Genomic DNA, 16644 nt, shown 5'->3' with positions numbered 1-16644 from the left:
CACTGGGGCCCGCACTCCTCTCCAGGAGTGCGGGCCCCAGCGTCTGCGGGTCTTGGCGGCGTTGGCTCAACAACGCCTCGGGCGTGATCCCCTCGGGAGGTGGCCTCAGGGAGTGTCGACGCAGGCGGTCTTGGCCGGGGACGCCTTACCATCCGAGCGCACCGCGGTGACCTCCAGACAGGTGCGCGCCGGCTGGGCGTCGACGACGACCTCGTTGGTGTGCACGGAGTCAAGCTCGGTCTCCTCATCGGGCAGCTTGACCCGGTAGAGGTAGCTGCCACTCCAGTTCGTCTCCGGCTCGCCCCAGGTGAACTTCACCGTGCCGTCGCCCTGCGCCTCGCCGACGATATCGCCGACCATGGGCACCGAGGCCTGCAGGGGGTTGGCGTCGGGCTGCGGGGCGATCGTGGCAATGGGATTGTTGGGCTTCTTGCGCTTGTCCTGGTTCTGGGAGACGACGATCGCGGCGACGACGGCGGCGATCATGGCCACGACGAGCAGCCCGGTCAGCACGGCCCGCATGCGGTTCGGGCGGCTCGGCTCACCTGCCTCCGAGTCCGACGACGAGCCGTTGTCCTCGCTGTCGGGCTCCACCCGCATGGCGATGTGCTCGCTGGTGACATCGACCTGGTTGAACACCCCCATCTTCGTGGCGGTGTCGGCTTCGTCGGGGTTGGGCCGCCGGGCTGACTTCGCGGCCTTGTCCGGCTCCTGGAACAGGTCGACAGTCGTGATCGGCAGGTCGAGCTCGGCCTGGACCTGCTGGAGCGCGCGGGCGAAGGCCAGTGCCGTTGGGTAGCGCGAGTCCGGGTTCTTGTCCATCGCCACCGACAGCACGCGGTGCAACGACGGCGGGGCGTCCTGGCGCCCCAGCGGCGGCAGGGGGTCCTTGACGATACGGCGGGAGAGCTCGTAGACGTCCGGGATGCCGTCGGTCTCGAAGGGGCTGTGCCCCGTGAGCATCGCGAAGGTGGTCGCACCCAGGGAGTAGATGTCGGAAGCCGGATTGGCCGAGCGCATACCGACCAGCTGCTCGGGGGGAGCCCAGGGCACGCTCATCCCCCGCAGCTCCTCGGCCCCCTCCGGCCCGCTCATGGCGGAGATGCCGAAGTCCGAGAGCACCGGACGACGGTACGTGGTGAACAGGATGTTGGCGGGCTTGATGTCCCGGTGGACGATGCCGGCCCGGTGAGCGGTCTCCACCGCTCCGGCGATCTGGATCGCCGTGGACAGGGTCTCAGCGACATTGAGGGGACCCTGGCGCAAGATGGCGCCCAGCTGCGGCGGCGGGCAGTACTCCATGACCAGGAAGGGGTGGCCGTCGGCGGAGACGCCCGCGCCGTAGATGGACAGGATGGCCGGGTGGGAGGAGACCCGCGCCATGAGGTTCGCCTCCGACTCGAAGCGGGAGGCGGTCTTGTCCTCCACGTCAGCGTTCATGACCTTGACCGCGACCTCGCGGCGGGGCATGTGCTGCTCGAAGAGGTAGACCGTGGAGTAGCCTCCCGCTCCGAGTCTCTCCAGGTACGTAAACCCGGAGATGACCGGAGGCGGTCCCTTGTGATCCAGCATCAGGGGAGGTTCTCAAAGGCGAGGGTCTGACCATCGCCGAGGTCGAGGACGTCTCCACTGCGCAGGAGCACCGGATTCGCCGAGGACAGGCGCACGGGCGCCTCGTTCTGGCGGTTGAGAACGGTGCCATTGCAGTTGCCCAGGTCCTGGGCCAGAACGCTCCACGCATCCAGGTCGATGAGGATGTGGTTGCGGGAGACGAGCTGGTTCGGGCTGGCGACGGTCAGCGGGCGGAGGGGGACCTCCGCGACGCTGGTGATGTCGTCGGCCACAGGGTTGCGACCCACCAGGAGGGGACGGTTGAGCTCGATGCTCTCGCCGCCAGAGGTGACCACGCGCCCCAGAGGGGGGCAGGCCACCGACTTGGCCGGACGGTTGAGCTCAGCTCCGCAGACGCGGCACACGGTGTAGTTCGTGGGGTTGGGGTGGCCCTGGGGGCACACCGCCGACAGCACGATCCGGATGGCGTCGGGTTCACTGGGAGAGCTCGCCGAGACCGGGGAGGCCGGGCTGGAGGGCCCGGTTCCCACGAGGGAGACGAGCTCGCCGACCAGGTCCTCGGGCAGGCCGTTGATGGTCTGTCCGTCGTGGTCCCCGCGACCGAGCTCGGCCGTCGCCGGCTCGTCGCCGGAGGGCTGCACGGGCTCGACCACTGCGGCATCCGCGGCCGCGGATCCGGCAGACTCGGCAACCTCCGCCGACTGGCTCGGCTCCAGGGGGCCGAGCCCCTGGTTGAGCAGCTCGGCGCGCAGCTCCTGGGAGAGGTCCTCGGGCAGGCCGTTGATGGTCTGTCCGTCGTGGTCCCCGGAGCGTACGGGCTCTTCCTCGGCGTGCACCTGCGCGGCGGCCTCGGCAACAGCAGTGGCCTCCGCGACCACGGCAGCCTCGGCGGCCTCAACGGGCGCGAAGTCGGCCGGGGTCTGGACGACCTCGGTGACCTCAGCGGCAGCGTCCTTGATACCAGCAGCCTCAAGATCCTCGCTCGACGGGGGCGGAGGGGGCGGGATCATGGCCTCTGCCTCCTGAGCGGAGGGGATCGGCAGGGCCGGGATATCGAAGACGGGGGCGATCAGCAGATCCTCATCGGAGGCCTCCGGTGAGGACTGGGTAGCGGCCTCGGCAGCCTCAGGGGTCTGGGCGTCCAGGGTCGCGACGGGGGCCTCGGCCGACTCGGGTAACGGCGTCACCTCAGTCGCCTCAGCGGCCTCAGAGATGCCGGCCACGACGGCCAGCAGGTCAGCGGGTCCCTCAGAGTCGGCGTTCAGGGTCGACTCCTCAGAGGCGTCGGAGTCCTCCGACTGACCGACGGCGGCTTCAGCGGCCTCAGCGCTCTCGAGGGACGCGGCGAGCTCGGCACCTTCGAGGGCCTGTTGCTCGGCGTTGTCCTGCGCGATCTCGATGAGGTCGTCGACGACGTCGGCGGAAGCAGCGGTCTCGGCAGGCGCCCCTTCAGACGAGTCGTCCTGCTCCGAGTGGTCCGACGAGGCGGACTGACGGCGCGAGGCGCGACGCGATGCCCGACGGGAGGACCGAGAGGTCCTCACGGCAGCAGCGGGGGTGCCGGCGGAACCGGCAGAAGCGGTGGAGTAGTCAGGACCAGCCGGGTCAGGGTCATCGTCGTCGGAGTCACCGGACCCCTTCGACGATGCACGGCTGGGGGACGGGGTCCCGCTCGACTTCTCCGATCCGCGCAGCACCAGGTGGCCGGTGCTCACGACAGCGTCGACCGCCGGGCGGCGCACCTGACCGGCGCCGTCGGGCGCGCTGACGATGACCGAGTTGGGGGCGGTCACCGTCGTCTCGAACCAGGTGGTGACCGCGGAGGCGTCCAGCGCCTTGCCGTCGACCTCCATCTGCGGGGCACCGCGCAGCGCCACGTGGAAGACGTCCTCGGGCGCCGAGACGGCGAGCACGAAGTCCGGGATCGCACCCAGACGTCCGCCCATCCCCATCACCAGCTCATCCAGGGCCCGCGTCAGCGAGGCCTCCTCACTGCGCAGCAGCCGCCACAGGCGCTCGGTGAGGTCCTGCGGCACCGACGGGGGCAGGATCATCACAGCATGTGGCGTGACCACGCCTGTCCACGAACCCTCGGTCCACCAGACCTCGTTGTTCGCGCTGCTGTTCGGGCTGTTTGTCATCATTTTTCTCCTCAACGGACGATACAGACACCGTCACCCAAGTATGCCTGCCGTCCCCGCCGCACGTACTCCGGTCGGCCGGGTGAGAGACGGTGAACGCCTTCCTCGTCCTCGACGTGGGTGCCGTTCGTCGAACCCAGATCTGTGACGAGTACCCCATCCGAAGCGGGCACGAACAGGGCGTGCGTCTTGGACACGGAGTCCTCCGAACGGAGCACCGCAACGAGCTGAGCATCGGGGTGGGACTCGATCGGGGCCGGCCGGCGCCCGAGAACAATCGGCCCCAGAACTGGGATTACTGAGCCCTCAACCACCAGGGAGCAGGTCGAGACCGAGGTCGGTCTAGCACTGAGAAGAACCGTACCGGCCAGTCGGTCGAACCAGGTGCGCTGTTCAGCACGCCAGAGTGAGAGAATCCACAACACCAGGGGGGCCAACCCTGCGGTTGCCACCAAAGACAGACCCAAAAATGCGACGTAAATCACCGCTGAGCGCCCAGGGGGGCCGTTCGTGTCCGCCACCCTCCGCAACCGGACCCCCGTCACCAGCCCGCCGGGTGTGGCGCCTGTCATCGCCATCATGGCAGTCATCACAGCAAGAAGCAGCACAACCGCCCCGACAGCGAATAAGATTCCACAGCAGCGCTCCGTGACGGCACACAGTGCGATGATGAGCCCCGCATCCACCAGTACGCGAACCACACGGCGGCGTGCGGATGCAGGCATAATTGTCGTATGTCGCTCTCGGGTCCTCATAGGACAGACATGGTAGGCGCCCAGCCCACTGCCTCGCAGTCGGACGAGGTCTCGGAAGGAACACACAGTGCAGATCGCGGTCACCCCTGATCCCCAGCGATGGGTGATCATCCCGCCCTTCCCACCTCCGGGGTGGGCGCGGGAGGAGGCCAGGCACCGCAGCGCCCACCTGGGAGTGACCGGACCGCAGTGGCGCTCCGAGCTGGAGTCCCTGCTCAACGAGCTGCAGGCCATGGAGCGCCAGGGCCGCTTCGCCCGTCTCCTGCATATCGACGACGTCGCCCACCCGCCCTTCGTCATCGACCTCAGCCTGGAGATCGCCAAGGATGACGGCTCCAAGGAGGGACGCCGTGCCACCCAGCGCCAGCTCGTCGCCGCGCTGCTGCCCGAGGCCGAGCTGGTGCGCCTGCGACCGGGCCCGGACATGGTGGGGTTCTCAGCCTTCTATGAGTCCAACGGACCCACCCAGGGCGTCGTCGTCCTGAGGCTGGCGGGACTGCCCACGGTCCCGGTGGACCTGGTCATGCGCCTGTGGGGCGCCGCCGCCGAGGACATCGCCCCCAACTTGGATCATCTCGTCGAGCTGGCCCGCCAGGTCGCCCCCGTCGTCTGAGCGGCACGGACGGTCCGGGCGGTCGTGAGCAGCGACGCCGCCGCTCACCTCCCCGTTCCTGATCCCTCTCCCCGAACCCCACTCCCTCCCCACCGCTTCCAGCGATGAGGCCCCAGGGCCGTGACGGCGATTCTCAGGCCTCCAACGCCTCCGCCGCCTCGAGCCACTGCTCCTCCAGATCGGCGTGGGTCGCCTCGGCGGCCACGAGCTCACGGCCGAGCTCGGCCAGCTCCCCCACCCGGTTCGGATCGGCCGAGACCTCCTCCATGCGCGCGTGCAGCGTGGCGAGCGACTGAGCCGCGCGCTCCATCTTCCGCTCGATGCGCCCCAAGGCCTTCCGGGCCTCGTGCCGGCGGGCCCCGCTGGAGGTGCTGCGCTCAGACGTGGGCTCAGCTGCCGCCCGCGTCGCCGCGGATGCCGCGCTACTCGCTGAGGCTCTGGGGCTCCCGGCGCCGCCCATGGCCTCACGGCGCATCTGGAGGTACTGCTCGACTCCGCCGGGCAGGTCGCGCACGGTGCCGTCGCCCAGCAGCGCCACCTGGTGGTCGGTGACCCGTTCCAGGAGGTAGCGGTCGTGGGAGACGACCACGAGGGTGCCGGGGAAGGAGTCGAGGATGTCCTCGACGGCGGCCAGGGTGTCGGTGTCCAGGTCGTTGGTGGGCTCGTCGAGCAGGAGCACGTTGGGCTCGGTCATGAGCAGGCGCAGGAGCTGGAGCCGGCGGCGCTCCCCGCCGCTGACCTCCCCGACCCGGGTCCAGGCGCGCTGACGGGTGAAGCCCAGGCGCTCGACGAGCTGGGCCGCCGTCATCTCCTTGTCCCCGACGACGACCCTCTCCCCCACCATGGCCACGGCCTCGACGACGCGCAGGTCCGCGAGCGCGTCGAGCTCGTGAGTGGACTGGGACAGGGTGGCCACCTGAACGGTCTTGCCGCGGACGACGCGCCCGGCAGTGGGCTCCTGGACGCCTTCGAGCAGGCGCAGCAGAGTAGTCTTGCCGGCACCGTTGACGCCGACGACGCCGACCCGCTCACCGGGTGCGAGCCGCCAGGTCACCCGGCGCAGGACCTCCCGCGGGGTGGTCTCGCCGCTGTCGGTGGGCGGCCCGGGGTAGCGCACGGTGACGTCCTCGAGGTCGAGGACCTTCTTGCCCAGGCGGGCCGTGGCCATGGCGGTCAGGGCCACGGTGTCGCGCGGGGGCGGCACGTCGGCGATGAGGGCTTCTGCGGCCTCGATGCGGAAGCGGGGCTTGGAAGTGCGGGCGGGGGCGCCGCGGCGCAGCCAGGCCAGCTCCTTGCGCAGGAGGTTCTCGCGCTTGACGGCGGCCACGGCGGCCTGGCGGGCGCGCTCGGCCCGAGCCAGGACGTAGGCGGCGTATCCGCCGTCGTAGGTCTCGATGCGGCCGGCCACCTGGGGGCGCCCGCCGCCGGGATCGATGCCGGGGACGACCTCCCACACGTTGGTGCAGATGGCGTCCAGGAACCAGCGGTCGTGGGTGACGGTGACCAGGGCGCCGCAGGCTCGGCCGCCCGGGCCGTTGAAGCGGGCCCGCAGGTGGCGGGCTAGCCAGTCCACGCCCTCGACGTCGAGGTGGTTGGTGGGCTCGTCGAGGATGACGACGTCGGCGCGGCGGGTGAGGACCGCGGCCAGGGCGACGCGGCGGCGCTGTCCCCCCGAGAGGGTGGCGACGTCGGCGGACAGGTCGAGGTCGGCGATGAGCCCGGCGTGGATGTCTCGCACGGCCGGATCGGAGGCCCACTCGTGCTCAGGGGCCTGGCCGTGGATGGCGGTGCGCACGGTGGCGCCCGACGGCAGGTCGTCGGTCTGGCTGAGGACGGCCACGCTCACGCCGCCGGTGCGGGTGACGCGGCCGCCGTCGGGCTCGCGCCGACCGGCCAGGGCCGCCAGGAAGGTGGACTTGCCCGCGCCGTTGGGGCCCAGGACGCCGACGCGGGTGCCGTCCTCCAGCCCCAGGGTGACCTCGTCCAGGAGCAGGCGCGAGCCGACCGTCAGGCGCAGGTTCTCCACGCCGAGCAGGTACGCCATCAGCCCACCACCCGGGCGCCGGCCACGGGGGCGTCGGCGCGCAGGACGTCGGCGACCAGGCCCGAGGCCTTCAGTGCGCGCGAGACCCGTTGGGCGCTGCCGGGGTCCTCGACCAGGGCGGCGATGGTGGGGCCGGAGCCGGAGACGATGGCGCGCAGGGCCCCGGCCTCCTCGGCCACGGCGATGACCTCGGCCAGCTCGGGGCGCAGGTCGAGGGCAGCGGCCTGGAGGTCGTTGTGCAGGGAGCCGGCCAGGGCGCGAGCGTCCCCGGCGCGCAGGGCGGCAGTGAGGGCCTCGGGCACGTCGTGTAAAGCGGGTTGCCCGCCGCCCGCCATCTCATCGAAGCGCCGGAAGACCGCCGGGGTGGACAGGCCCTCCTCAGCCAGGGCGAAGACCCAGTGGTAGGCGCCCCGGGTCATGATCGGGGTGACCAGGTCACCGCGGCCGCTCCCGACGGCGGTGGCCCCGGTCAGGGGGAAGGGGACGTCGGCTCCCAGGCGGGCGGCCAGGGCGGAGAGCTCGGGCAGGGACAGGCCCGTGCCCCACAGGGCGTTGCAGGCCACGAGAGCGGCGGCGGCGTCGGCGGATCCCCCGGCCATTCCGCCGGCGACGGGAACGCGCTTGCGCAGCAGGAGGTCGACGCCCTCGCTGACGCCGGTGGTCTGCGCCAGGAGCGTGGCGGCCCGCACGGCCAGGTTGGAGTCGTCCGCAGGGACGTCGGCGTCGGGCTCCTCGAGGGTGAGGGTGACGGTGCCGTGGTCCTGGGCGGACTGCCTGCGGGCGGTGACGGTCTCGATGAGGCGGACCGCCTGGAAGACCGTGGTGAGCGGGTGGTAGCCGTCTGGGCCGGGGGCGCCGACGGACAGGAAGAGGTTGACCTTGCCGGGGGCCTCGACGCGCACCGAGCTGGCCGAGCCGCTGCGGGGCGGCACGGTGGACTCGCGCGGACCGGTGGGGCCGTCGGGGACGGCACGCAGATGACTCATGACTGCTCCTGTGAGGTGGGAGGCGTTGGCGCAGCGGTCTCATCGGCGGCGACGGGCTGCAGCACCTCGGCCAGAGCGGCGAAGGCGGTGATGTCGAGGGTCTCGCCGCGCCGGGTCGGGTCGATGCCGGCGGCGCGCAGGGCGGACTCGGCAGCGTCGGCCCCTCCGGCGAGCCTGGCCAGCGCCTTGCGCAGGGTCTTGCGGCGCTGGGCGAAGGCGGCGTCGACCACGGCGAAGACCTGCTCGCGGGTGGCGCGCGTGGCGGGGGGACGACGGCGCACGAGCTCGACGAGGGCGGAGTCGACGTTGGGCACGGGCCAGAAGACGCGGCGGGAGATGGTCAGGGTGCGGCGGGCCGCGGCGTACCAGGCGGCCTTGGCGCTGGGGACCCCGTAGGTCCGCGAGCCGGGTTCGGCGGCGAGGCGGTCGGCGACCTCGGCCTGCACCATGACGGTGACGCTCTCTAGGCTGGGCAGGGTCTCCAGCGCGGTGAGCAGGACGGGGACGGCCACGTTGTAGGGCAGGTTCGCCACGAGGCGGGTGGGAGGGGCCCCGGCCTGGCCCAGCGACTGTGGGCCGGTGATGCTCAGCGCGTCGGCCTGGATGAGGGTCAGGCGGCCGGCGGCCTGCGGCATGCGGTCGGCAACGGTGACGGGCAGTGCCCGGGCCAGGGCGGGGTCGATCTCGACGGCGATCACTCGCGCCCCGGTCTCCAGGAGGGCCAGGGTCAGGGAGCCCAGGCCCGGTCCGATCTCCAGGACCGTGTCGTCGGGGCGAACGCCCGCGCTCCTGACGATGCGGCGCACTGTGCCGGCGTCGTGGACGAAGTTCTGCCCCAGTGCCTTGGTGGGGCGGATACCGAGCGCCTGGGACAGGCCGCGGACCTCGGTGGGGCCCAGGAGGCCGGCGGCCCGGGAGCCCGGGGAGGCGCCGTGATCCTGGGGATCCCGGGGTTCCTGACTGGCGTGCTCCGCACAGGCGGCATCGGCGGGGGGCTTGGAGGTGGCCTCACAGGCTCCCGCAGGGTCGTGCCCGTCGGTGGGGACTGCTCCTGCCGGGGGCACCTGTGAATCGGGGGCCGGCAACGTCATGGGGACACAGTAACCGGCACCCACCCTTTGTCACTGTGAGATATCTGGGAACATGCCGCACGCTCTCTGCATGATCGAGACCCGGGGTGTGCGCGGCGCCCCGGTGCGGCTCGGGCCGCTCAGTGCAGGCCGAGCTTGTCGGCGCAGCCGGGCCACTGGCCCCAGCCGGCCTGGGCCTGGAGCTTCTTGGCCATGGCGGTCTGGGTGGCGGCGTCGGCCTCGTGGGGGTAGCCGGTTCCGCCCAGGGCCTGCCAGGTCTCCAGGGTGAACTGATACATGCCGTAGAAGCCGTTACCGGTGTTGGTAGCCGGGTTGCCGCCGGACTCGCACTGGGCGAGCTTGGCCCACACATCGTCCCCGACCTCGCCTCCGGTCGTGCCGGTACTGCCACCGGACGCCGAACCGCCGGCGGACTGCGAGGGCGCAGGAGCCTGCCCCTGAGACTGAGCCTGACTCTGCTCCTGGGACTGAGACTGATCCGGTTTGCTCTCCTGCTTCTTGGCCGTGCCGGTGCCCACCAGGACGACCTCATCGACCTTCTGGGTGACGACGACCTGGGCGACGGGGGTGCGGGAGACCTCCTTGCCGCCCACGGTGGTGACCTCGTAGGTGGTGCGTACGACGCCGTCGACACCAGCCGTGGCTACCTTGGTCTCGCCTTCGGACAGGTCGCCGTTCTCCTGTTGGACGGAGCCGTGGGGGTCGGTGGCGTCGACCGTCTCGGTGGTCACCTTCTGGGTACTCGGCGTGACTGAGACCCGGCTACGACCACCTTCAGCACCCAGGCCATCGGTGCGCTGTGCGGCCGCCTCGGCACCGGAGGCCCGAGAGGGCTCCCCCGCGCGGACAGCGGCGTAGGCGGCCCCGGAGACCGCAACCGACAGGGCCAGGGCCGCCAGACCTGCGCGCAGCGCGATGCTGCGCATGCCGCGCCGTTCCTGGGCCGCCTCCTGCGGGGCCGGAGCCTGCGGCTCCTCCGGCAGGACGTGGGCGTGGGAACGAGCGAGGGGAGTCATGGGGGGACGTCCTTCCAGTCGACGGCGAGTGCCACGGTAGTGGAAACGTTACAGTGGCGACAATTAGACACCTCACTCCCGTGTGACCTGCCTCCCACAGCAATGGTGACGGCGCCAGTCTCACAGGGAGACGGGCGCCGTCGACGACGTTCCGGGTGCCGTGTGGGGCGAGAAGATGCCCCGGGCAGGCCGCTTCGGCTCAGTACCAGCCGACGGACTCGGAGTGGGCCCAGGCCGAGCAGGGGGAGCCGTAGCGGCCGGAGATGTAGTTCAGACCCCAGGTGATCTGGGTCGCGGGGTTGGTGGCCCAGTCGTCGGCGACCTCGCTCATCTTGGTGCCGGGCAGCGCCTGGGGGATGCCGTAGGCGCCCGAGGAGGCGTTCTCGGCCTGGTAGTTCCAGCCGGACTCGCGGGTCCACAGGCTCTCCAGGCAGGTGAACTCGGAGTCTCCCCAGCCGTGACTGGCCATCATAGAGCGGGCGACGGCCTTGGCGCCGTCAGGGTCGGTCCCCGCACTGGGGCTGGCCGCGGGCGCTGGGGTGGCACTGTTCGAGCCCTCGCCGCTCCCGTTGGACTGGGCGGTCTGCCCGTCACCGGCGGACTGGGCCTGCTGGGCGGCCTCCTGCTGGGCCTGCTGCTCCCCGGTGCCCACCAGGACGACCTCGTCCACCTTCTGGGTGACGACGACCTGGGCGACCGGGGTGCGGGAGACCTCCTTGCCGTCCTGGGTGGTGACCTCGTAGGTGGTGCGCACGAGCCCGTCAACGCCGGCGGTCTCAACCTTGGTCTCACCCTTGGGCAGGGAGTCGGTCTCCTTCTTCACCGTGCTGTGAACCTGCGGCTCGTCGACGGTGGTGGTGGAGGTCTGGGCACTGGCGATCTTGCCGGCACCGGCCTTCTGGGTGGCGGTGGCCTTGGCCTGTCCGTCCGACTCGCCGCCGATCAGGCCGAAGGAACCGCCTGAGGAGGAGCGCCCCTCGTCACCCCCCGCGGAGATGGCCGCGTAGGCAGCACCGGAGACCGCCAGGGAGAAGGCAGCTGCGGCGCCCCCCGCCTTGAAGAGCATGGGGGTCAGGGAGGTCTTGGCGGGCCCCTCGGCGCGACGACGTCCGCGGACGCCGGAGGCGGTCTGCCTCTTGGAGGCCAAGGAGCCAAGGCCGGCGAGTGTAGTACTCAGGGAGCTGGTCTGGGAGTGACGACCCACGATAGAACTTCCTTCGTTTTGACGACTGCGTGTCACCGTAACCGATGACCCAGGGACGTGCCAATGCACCTGCTCACACCCTGTGCGCTTGTGATGGAACCGTGCAGACAGGCCCTGATTCTCACCTGCCACCCACCTGGGACACCCCTGGGTGAACGGTGTTAACCTGGGAGGTATCGTCCAGACAAAATCGGCCGCGCCGTCACCGCCGCGCACTCTTTTCCCCTTCCCGGGATTGCGGGCATCTCCCCGTAGGACGTCAGGGTCCATAGGTCTGAGCCCCGGGCGTCCCCCCACCAGTCCTCGGCGGCCGACGGCGATCACCAGCTCCCGTAGACCGCCTCGGTGGTGGCCTGCAGGCGGTGGCAGAGGTCTTCCTCACCCAGGCTCCGCTGCTCGGCCAGGAAGCGGACCGTGTCACCCAGCAGGTAGGAGGCGTTGGGGCGGCCGCGCCAGCGCTTGGGTGGGAGGTAGGGGGCGTCGGTCTCCACCAGGAGCAGCGCGTCGGGCAGGGCGGCGACCGCCTCCCGCAGGGAGTCGTTGGCCGGGTAGGTCAGCGGGCCCGCGATGGAGGCGTACCAGCCGTGCTCGGTGCAGGCGGCGGCCAGCTGCTGCCCACCCGAGAAGCAGTGGAAGACGGTGCGCTCGGGGGCGCCGTCGGCCTTGAGGACCTCCACGCAGGCGGCGTGCGCGTCACGGTCGTGGATCTGCAGGGGCAGGTCGAGCTCCTTGGCCAGGGCGATGTGCGCCCGGAAGGCCTCGCGCTGGGCGGCAGCCCCTTTTTCACCGGTGCGGAAGAAATCCAGGCCGCTCTCCCCGACGGCGACGACGACGTCGGCGTTCGCCCTGAGCGTCTCCTCCAGGCGGGCCATGACCGACTCGAGCGGCTCGCCGTGGTGCTCCTGGGCCCGCGGCTCGAGCCCGTCGGGACCGGTCTCGCGCACCCCGGCGTGGAGGACGGCCTCGTTGGGGTGCACGGCCAGGGCCACGCGCACTCCTGGCAGCTCGCGGGCCAGGGCCAGACTCTCCTGCCAGGTGATGGTCTCGCAAGCGGAGGTCACCACGCGGGTCACGCCCACGGCGGCGGCCCGCTCGACCAGCTCGGCGGCGCTCAGTGGCGCCTCGGAGCCGGGGCCGCCGGCGTCCGCCGCGACCGGCAGGTGCGTGTGGTTGTCGGTGACCGGGACCGCCAGGGGGGCGACGGCGTCGGCCGGCGGCCAGGAGCGGTCGCGCTTCTTCGAGCCCATGCGCCCTCAGGAACCGGTGACGTCGTCGGGCACGGAGCTGGCGTAGCGGGCCAGCTCGGCCTCGACGATCGACTCGTCCAGCTTGGTGAACACCGGGGCCGGCTTGGCCACGGGCGTGCCGACGGTGACGGGGTGGCGTCCCCAGGTGGGGGCGTCCTGGTAGTCGCCGGTGATGATCGGGTAGCCGGTGCGACCGTCGAAGGCCTCGGGCAGGTGGTCGGGGTCGAGCTCGTCGACCTCCTCGATGCGGGGCATCGGGGCGATCCGGCCGCTCCCGCCTAGGACCCGGTCGACGTCGTTGGCGGCGTGCGGCAGGAAGGGTGAGAGCATGAGGTTGAGGTCGGTGACCGCCTGGGCCAGCGTGTGCAGGACCGTGGCCAGGCGGGCCTGCGTGGCAGGGTCCTCACCCTTGAGCTTGAAGGGCTGGGTGTCGGCGACGTACTTGTTGGCCTCACCGACCAGGCGCATCGCCTCCCCCAGGGCCGCCTTCTGGCGGTGCTGGGCGATGAGGTCGCCCACGGAGGTGAAGCCGGCCTCGATGGCGTCGAGCAGGGCGCGGTCGATGTCCTCCAGCTCGGCGGGCTCGGGGATCTGCCCGAAGCGTTTGTGGATCATGGAGGCGGTGCGGTTGACCAGGTTGCCCCAGCCGGCCACGAGCTCGCCGTTGGTGCGCCGCACGAACTCCGCCCAGGTGAAGTCCGCGTCCGCGGTCTCCGGGCCGGCCGCGCAGATGAAGTAGCGCAGGGCGTCGGCCTGGTAGCGCTGGAGGAAGTCGCGCACATAGATGACGATGCCGTGGGAGGAGGAGAACTTCTTGCCCTCCATGGTGAGGAACTCGCTGGAGACGACCTCGGTGGGCAGGTTGAGCGAGCCCAGGCGCCCGGGCTCGCCGCCGCGCTCCCCCTGGCCGTTGTAGCCCAGGAGCTCGGCGGGCCAGATTTGGGAGTGGAAGACGATGTTGTCCTTGCCCATGAAGTAGTAGGACAGGGCCTGGGGGTCGTTCCACCAGGCGCGCCACGCCTCGGGGTCGCCGCTGCGGCGCGCCCACTCCACGGAGGCGGACAGGTAGCCGATGACGGCGTCGAACCAGACGTAGAGGCGCTTGGTGGGCTGGTCCTCCCAGCCGGGCACCGGGATGCCCCAGTCGATGTCCCGGGTCATGGCGCGCGGGCGGATGTCCCCCAGGAGGTTCTGGGAGAACTTGATGACGTTGGGCCGCCAGGTGCCGGAGGCCTCGCGCTCGTCGAGCCAGGCACCCAGGGCCTGGGCCAGGGCGGGCAGGTCCAGGAACCAGTGGGTGGTCTCCACGAACTCGGGGGTCTCGCCGTTGATCCGCGAACGCGGGCTGATGAGGTCGGTGGGGTCGAGCTGGTTGCCGCAGGTGTCGCACTGGTCCCCGCGGGCGCCCTCGGCACCGCAGATCGGGCAGGTGCCCTCGATGTAGCGGTCGGGCAGGGTGCGCCCGGTGGAGGGGGAGATCGCCGAGCGAGTCACCTGCTGGACCATGTAGCCGTTGTCCCGCACGGTGGTGAACATGTCCTGGACCACGTGGTAGTGGTTGCCGGCGGTGGTGCGGGTGAACAGGTCGTAGGACAGGCCCAGGGCCACGAGGTCCTCGACGATGAGCCGGTTGTTGCGGTCGGCGAGCTCACGGGCGCTGAGGCCCTCCTCGTCAGCGGCGACGAGGATCGGGGTGCCGTGCTCATCAGTGCCCGAGACCATGAGGACGTCATGACCGGCCATGCGCATGTAGCGCGAGAAGACGTCAGAGGGAACACCGAAGCCGGCGACGTGGCCGATGTGACGCGGGCCGTTGGCGTACGGCCAAGCGACTGCGGACAGGATGTGGGTCATGGAGGTCAGCCTATCGGGTTCCCGGCCGATTCAGTTCACGGCCACAGATTTGGTCCACGGCCTGCGAGGCACCACCACCTGCCGGTAGTCTGTCCGAGTCGTGCGGCTCCCGCCCGGTAATTGTTCCGACATGTCGACGCCTCCTGTGAGGCCTCGGGTGCGCTGCGAGCTTCCAGCCTCGCGTTGCTGCCGTGCACGCCGTCATGACGTGTTCCCACGCGCCTCTCACACGGACACGATGGACCAGAAAGGCCAGCTATGTCCCAGTACCCCGGCTCCCAGTACCCAGCGAGCTCAGCAGGCTGGTCGGCCAACGGCTACGACCCGGCTCTTGCCGGCGGTCAGCCTTCGCAGTACCCGCCGGCCGCACCGTTCCAGACGCCTCAGGGCGGTTACTCAGGTGCCGCGAGCCAGCCGGCGACGTCTAGGAGCCTGGCCGCCCCGACAGCCTTGGCGGTGGCCGGCCTGGCCATTCTCCTGATCGCCATCATCGGCGGAATCGGCTCGGCGGTCACCCGCAGCCAGTTCAACGCCACCATTACCGACCTGCCGGATGACCAGGCCGCCACGGTGAAGCTGGACAAGGGCAGCACCTATGGGCTGTTCTACAGCGACGGCGACGACGCGCCGGAGTGCTCAGTGGCTTCTCCCGATGGCGACGACGTCGACACGAAGTCCAGCTCGTCGTCCACGAAGGTCAAGGGCGGCAAGCTCTTCTCGACCTTCTCCTCCCAGAAGTCGGGCTCCTACACCGTTGACTGCAACAGCACCGCGGGAGTCTCCATGGGTGAGATCATCGCCCCCTCGTCGGCGAAGGCCACCCTGATGTCGCTGTTCGGGGTCGTCGGCGCGATCATCATGGCGGTCGTGGGTCTGGCGATGGGCGCCGGCGGCATGGCCTGGCGCTCCAAGCTGGCCGCCGCCGGTACCGCTCCGGCTGCGGCGGGTGAGGCGTTCAGCACGACGTCCGGCGCAGCACCCGGGACCCCGACCGTCTACACCCAGGGGGCCTGGCAGTCCGACCAGCAGCCGCAGGCGGCGCAGTACGCCCAGCAGCCCCAGTACCAGCAACCCGAGCCGGCCCCCCAGCAGGCCCCCTATGCAGCTTCGGCCGCGGGGGCTGGAGCCCAGCCCCAGTACTCGCAGGTGGCCCCGACCGCCCAGTTCGGGTGGACGGGTCAGCAACCGGCGCAGCAGCAGGCTCAGTCCACGCAGCCCTCGGTCTTCACTCAGCCCTTGCAGCAGGGCCAGTACAACCCGCAGGCGCAGCCCGGGCAGCCCGGCCCGTACCAGCAGCCCGGTGGCTGGCCGGCCCAGTAACCCGTCTCAGACAACGCATGGGTGCCCTCGCCGAGGCAATCGGCGAGGGCACCCATGGTGTTCGGGCGCGACTGGGGGCCACCCCGGCGACCGGCCCCGGTGAGCAGCCTGGTGGCCGGCCCCGGTGACCGGTGCGAGCAGTCCTTCAGTGGGAGGGGGCCAGCTCGATGCCGGCGGCGCTCATGTCGGCGCGGGCGACGCGTCCCAGCTCGGGGCTGACCGGTTCGGTCAGATCGGTCAGGACCCGCACCCGGTAGCCCTGTCGGACCGCGTCCAGGGCAGTGTCCTTGACGCAGTGGGACTCGGCCAGGCCGACGACGTCGACGGCCTCGATACGGGCGGCGCTCAGGATGTCCGCCAGGGTGCGCCCGTCCTCGTCCACGCCCTCGAAGCCGGAGTAGGCGGCGGCGTACTGGCCCTTCTTCACGGCGGCGTCGGCCTCGAGCCCGTTCAGAGCGGGGTGGAGCTGGGCCTCGGCGGAGCCGGCCACGCCGTGAACGGGCCAGGTGTCGATGAAGTCGGGTTCGCTGGAGAAGTGCTCTCCAGGGTCGATGTGCCAGTCCTGGGTGGTGACCACCAGGTCGTAGTCCTCCCGGTGGGAGGACAGGTAGGCAGCGATGCGCTCGGCGACGGCGTTGCCACCGGCCACCGCCAGGGCGCCTCCCTCGCAGAAGGTGGGCTGGACGTCGACGATGATGAGGGCCCGGCGAGCGCGGGCACCTGGAGCAGTGAAATGAGTGGCTGTCATGGTGTACCTGAGATGCTTCCTTGTGAGTATCGCCCCTGGTTCAGGAGGGGCGG

The 16644-nt window shown here is 70.9% G+C and carries 13 protein-coding genes; 2 read left to right on the top strand and 11 right to left on the bottom strand.

The features are described 5' to 3' along the window. Nucleotides 1-105: 105 nt before the first annotated feature. From RIV14_RS08745 to RIV14_RS08735, 3 genes are read right to left on the bottom strand one after another with little or no spacing between them, the layout of a single operon-like run. Nucleotides 106-1572 (bottom strand): serine/threonine-protein kinase, encoded by a 1467-nt coding sequence (locus RIV14_RS08745; RefSeq protein ID WP_070660964.1) that lies wholly within the window; start codon nucleotides 1570-1572, stop codon nucleotides 106-108. Further along, on the bottom strand, nucleotides 1572-3716 hold the full coding sequence (locus RIV14_RS08740) for an FHA domain-containing protein (protein WP_075372913.1): 2145 nt from the start codon (nucleotides 3714-3716) through the stop codon (nucleotides 1572-1574). Before RIV14_RS08740 ends, RIV14_RS08745 begins: the two co-directional genes overlap by 1 nt. Before the next feature lie 8 nt (nucleotides 3717-3724). Beyond that, complete coding sequence (locus tag RIV14_RS08735) at nucleotides 3725-4438, bottom strand: FHA domain-containing protein (protein WP_178387887.1); 714 nt, start codon at nucleotides 4436-4438, stop codon at nucleotides 3725-3727. A gap of 97 nt (nucleotides 4439-4535) precedes the next feature. Between RIV14_RS08735 and RIV14_RS08730 the strand changes: the two genes are divergently transcribed. Next, entirely contained in the window at nucleotides 4536-5081 is a 546-nt protein-coding gene (locus tag RIV14_RS08730) for a hypothetical protein (RefSeq protein WP_070660957.1), read from the top strand. 133 nt (nucleotides 5082-5214) lie between these two features. Here the strand turns inward: RIV14_RS08730 and RIV14_RS08725 are convergent, their stop codons facing one another. The 7 genes from RIV14_RS08725 to metG form a co-directional block, all read right to left on the bottom strand. Further along, nucleotides 5215-7125: an ABC-F family ATP-binding cassette domain-containing protein gene (locus tag RIV14_RS08725; protein ID WP_075372911.1), complete on the bottom strand. Its 1911-nt coding sequence runs from the start codon at nucleotides 7123-7125 to the stop codon at nucleotides 5215-5217. Continuing rightward, nucleotides 7125-8111 (bottom strand): 4-(cytidine 5'-diphospho)-2-C-methyl-D-erythritol kinase, encoded by a 987-nt coding sequence (locus RIV14_RS08720; protein ID WP_075372910.1) that lies wholly within the window; start codon nucleotides 8109-8111, stop codon nucleotides 7125-7127. The genes RIV14_RS08725 and RIV14_RS08720 overlap by 1 nt, the downstream gene beginning before the upstream one ends. After that, nucleotides 8108-9202 (bottom strand): 16S rRNA (adenine(1518)-N(6)/adenine(1519)-N(6))-dimethyltransferase RsmA, encoded by a 1095-nt coding sequence (gene rsmA / locus RIV14_RS08715; protein ID WP_075372909.1) that lies wholly within the window; start codon nucleotides 9200-9202, stop codon nucleotides 8108-8110. The genes RIV14_RS08720 and rsmA overlap by 4 nt, the downstream gene beginning before the upstream one ends. Nucleotides 9203-9321: 119 nt before the next feature. Then, nucleotides 9322-10218, bottom strand: a complete 897-nt coding sequence (locus RIV14_RS08710; protein WP_075372908.1) for a resuscitation-promoting factor — start codon at nucleotides 10216-10218, stop codon at nucleotides 9322-9324. Nucleotides 10219-10417: 199 nt separating this feature from the next. After that, nucleotides 10418-11422 (bottom strand): aggregation-promoting factor C-terminal-like domain-containing protein, encoded by a 1005-nt coding sequence (locus tag RIV14_RS08705; RefSeq protein WP_075372907.1) that lies wholly within the window; start codon nucleotides 11420-11422, stop codon nucleotides 10418-10420. A 320-nt stretch (nucleotides 11423-11742) separates the two neighbouring features. Further along, nucleotides 11743-12669: a TatD family hydrolase gene (locus RIV14_RS08700; protein ID WP_075372906.1), complete on the bottom strand. Its 927-nt coding sequence runs from the start codon at nucleotides 12667-12669 to the stop codon at nucleotides 11743-11745. A gap of 6 nt (nucleotides 12670-12675) precedes the next feature. Further along, complete coding sequence (metG, locus tag RIV14_RS08695) at nucleotides 12676-14523, bottom strand: methionine--tRNA ligase (protein ID WP_075372905.1); 1848 nt, start codon at nucleotides 14521-14523, stop codon at nucleotides 12676-12678. A gap of 258 nt (nucleotides 14524-14781) precedes the next feature. Between metG and RIV14_RS08690 the strand changes: the two genes are divergently transcribed. Beyond that, nucleotides 14782-15843, top strand: a complete 1062-nt coding sequence (locus RIV14_RS08690) for a hypothetical protein (RefSeq protein WP_075372904.1) — start codon at nucleotides 14782-14784, stop codon at nucleotides 15841-15843. A 145-nt stretch (nucleotides 15844-15988) separates the two neighbouring features. Here the strand turns inward: RIV14_RS08690 and RIV14_RS08685 are convergent, their stop codons facing one another. Then, entirely contained in the window at nucleotides 15989-16591 is a 603-nt protein-coding gene (locus RIV14_RS08685; protein WP_075372903.1) for an isochorismatase family protein, read from the bottom strand. Nucleotides 16592-16644: the final 53 nt, after the last annotated feature.

This window comes from Actinomyces acetigenes, from assembly GCF_031296635.1.
GTDB classification, from domain to species: domain Bacteria; phylum Actinomycetota; class Actinomycetes; order Actinomycetales; family Actinomycetaceae; genus Actinomyces; species Actinomyces acetigenes.
Note: the sequence above shows the minus strand (reverse complement) of the source record. Positions and strands in the feature narration are given on the sequence as shown.

What these genes read in the sequence shown, in the direction of transcription:
- RIV14_RS08710 (WP_075372908.1), bottom strand. Translation starts at nt 10,218, where the DNA reads ATGACTCCCCTCGCTCGTTCCCACGCCCACGTCCTGCCGGAGGAGCCG.
- RIV14_RS08700 (WP_075372906.1), bottom strand. Translation starts at nt 12,669, where the DNA reads ATGGGCTCGAAGAAGCGCGACCGCTCCTGGCCGCCGGCCGACGCCGTC.
- RIV14_RS08690 (WP_075372904.1), top strand. Translation starts at nt 14,782, where the DNA reads ATGTCCCAGTACCCCGGCTCCCAGTACCCAGCGAGCTCAGCAGGCTGG.
- RIV14_RS08720 (WP_075372910.1), bottom strand. Translation starts at nt 8,111, where the DNA reads ATGAGTCATCTGCGTGCCGTCCCCGACGGCCCCACCGGTCCGCGCGAG.
- RIV14_RS08740 (WP_075372913.1), bottom strand. Translation starts at nt 3,716, where the DNA reads ATGATGACAAACAGCCCGAACAGCAGCGCGAACAACGAGGTCTGGTGG.
- RIV14_RS08745 (WP_070660964.1), bottom strand. Translation starts at nt 1,572, where the DNA reads ATGCTGGATCACAAGGGACCGCCTCCGGTCATCTCCGGGTTTACGTAC.
- RIV14_RS08735 (WP_178387887.1), bottom strand. Translation starts at nt 4,438, where the DNA reads ATGCCTGCATCCGCACGCCGCCGTGTGGTTCGCGTACTGGTGGATGCG.
- RIV14_RS08725 (WP_075372911.1), bottom strand. Translation starts at nt 7,125, where the DNA reads ATGGCGTACCTGCTCGGCGTGGAGAACCTGCGCCTGACGGTCGGCTCG.
- rsmA (WP_075372909.1), bottom strand. Translation starts at nt 9,202, where the DNA reads ATGACGTTGCCGGCCCCCGATTCACAGGTGCCCCCGGCAGGAGCAGTC.
- metG (WP_075372905.1), bottom strand. Translation starts at nt 14,523, where the DNA reads ATGACCCACATCCTGTCCGCAGTCGCTTGGCCGTACGCCAACGGCCCG.
- RIV14_RS08685 (WP_075372903.1), bottom strand. Translation starts at nt 16,591, where the DNA reads ATGACAGCCACTCATTTCACTGCTCCAGGTGCCCGCGCTCGCCGGGCC.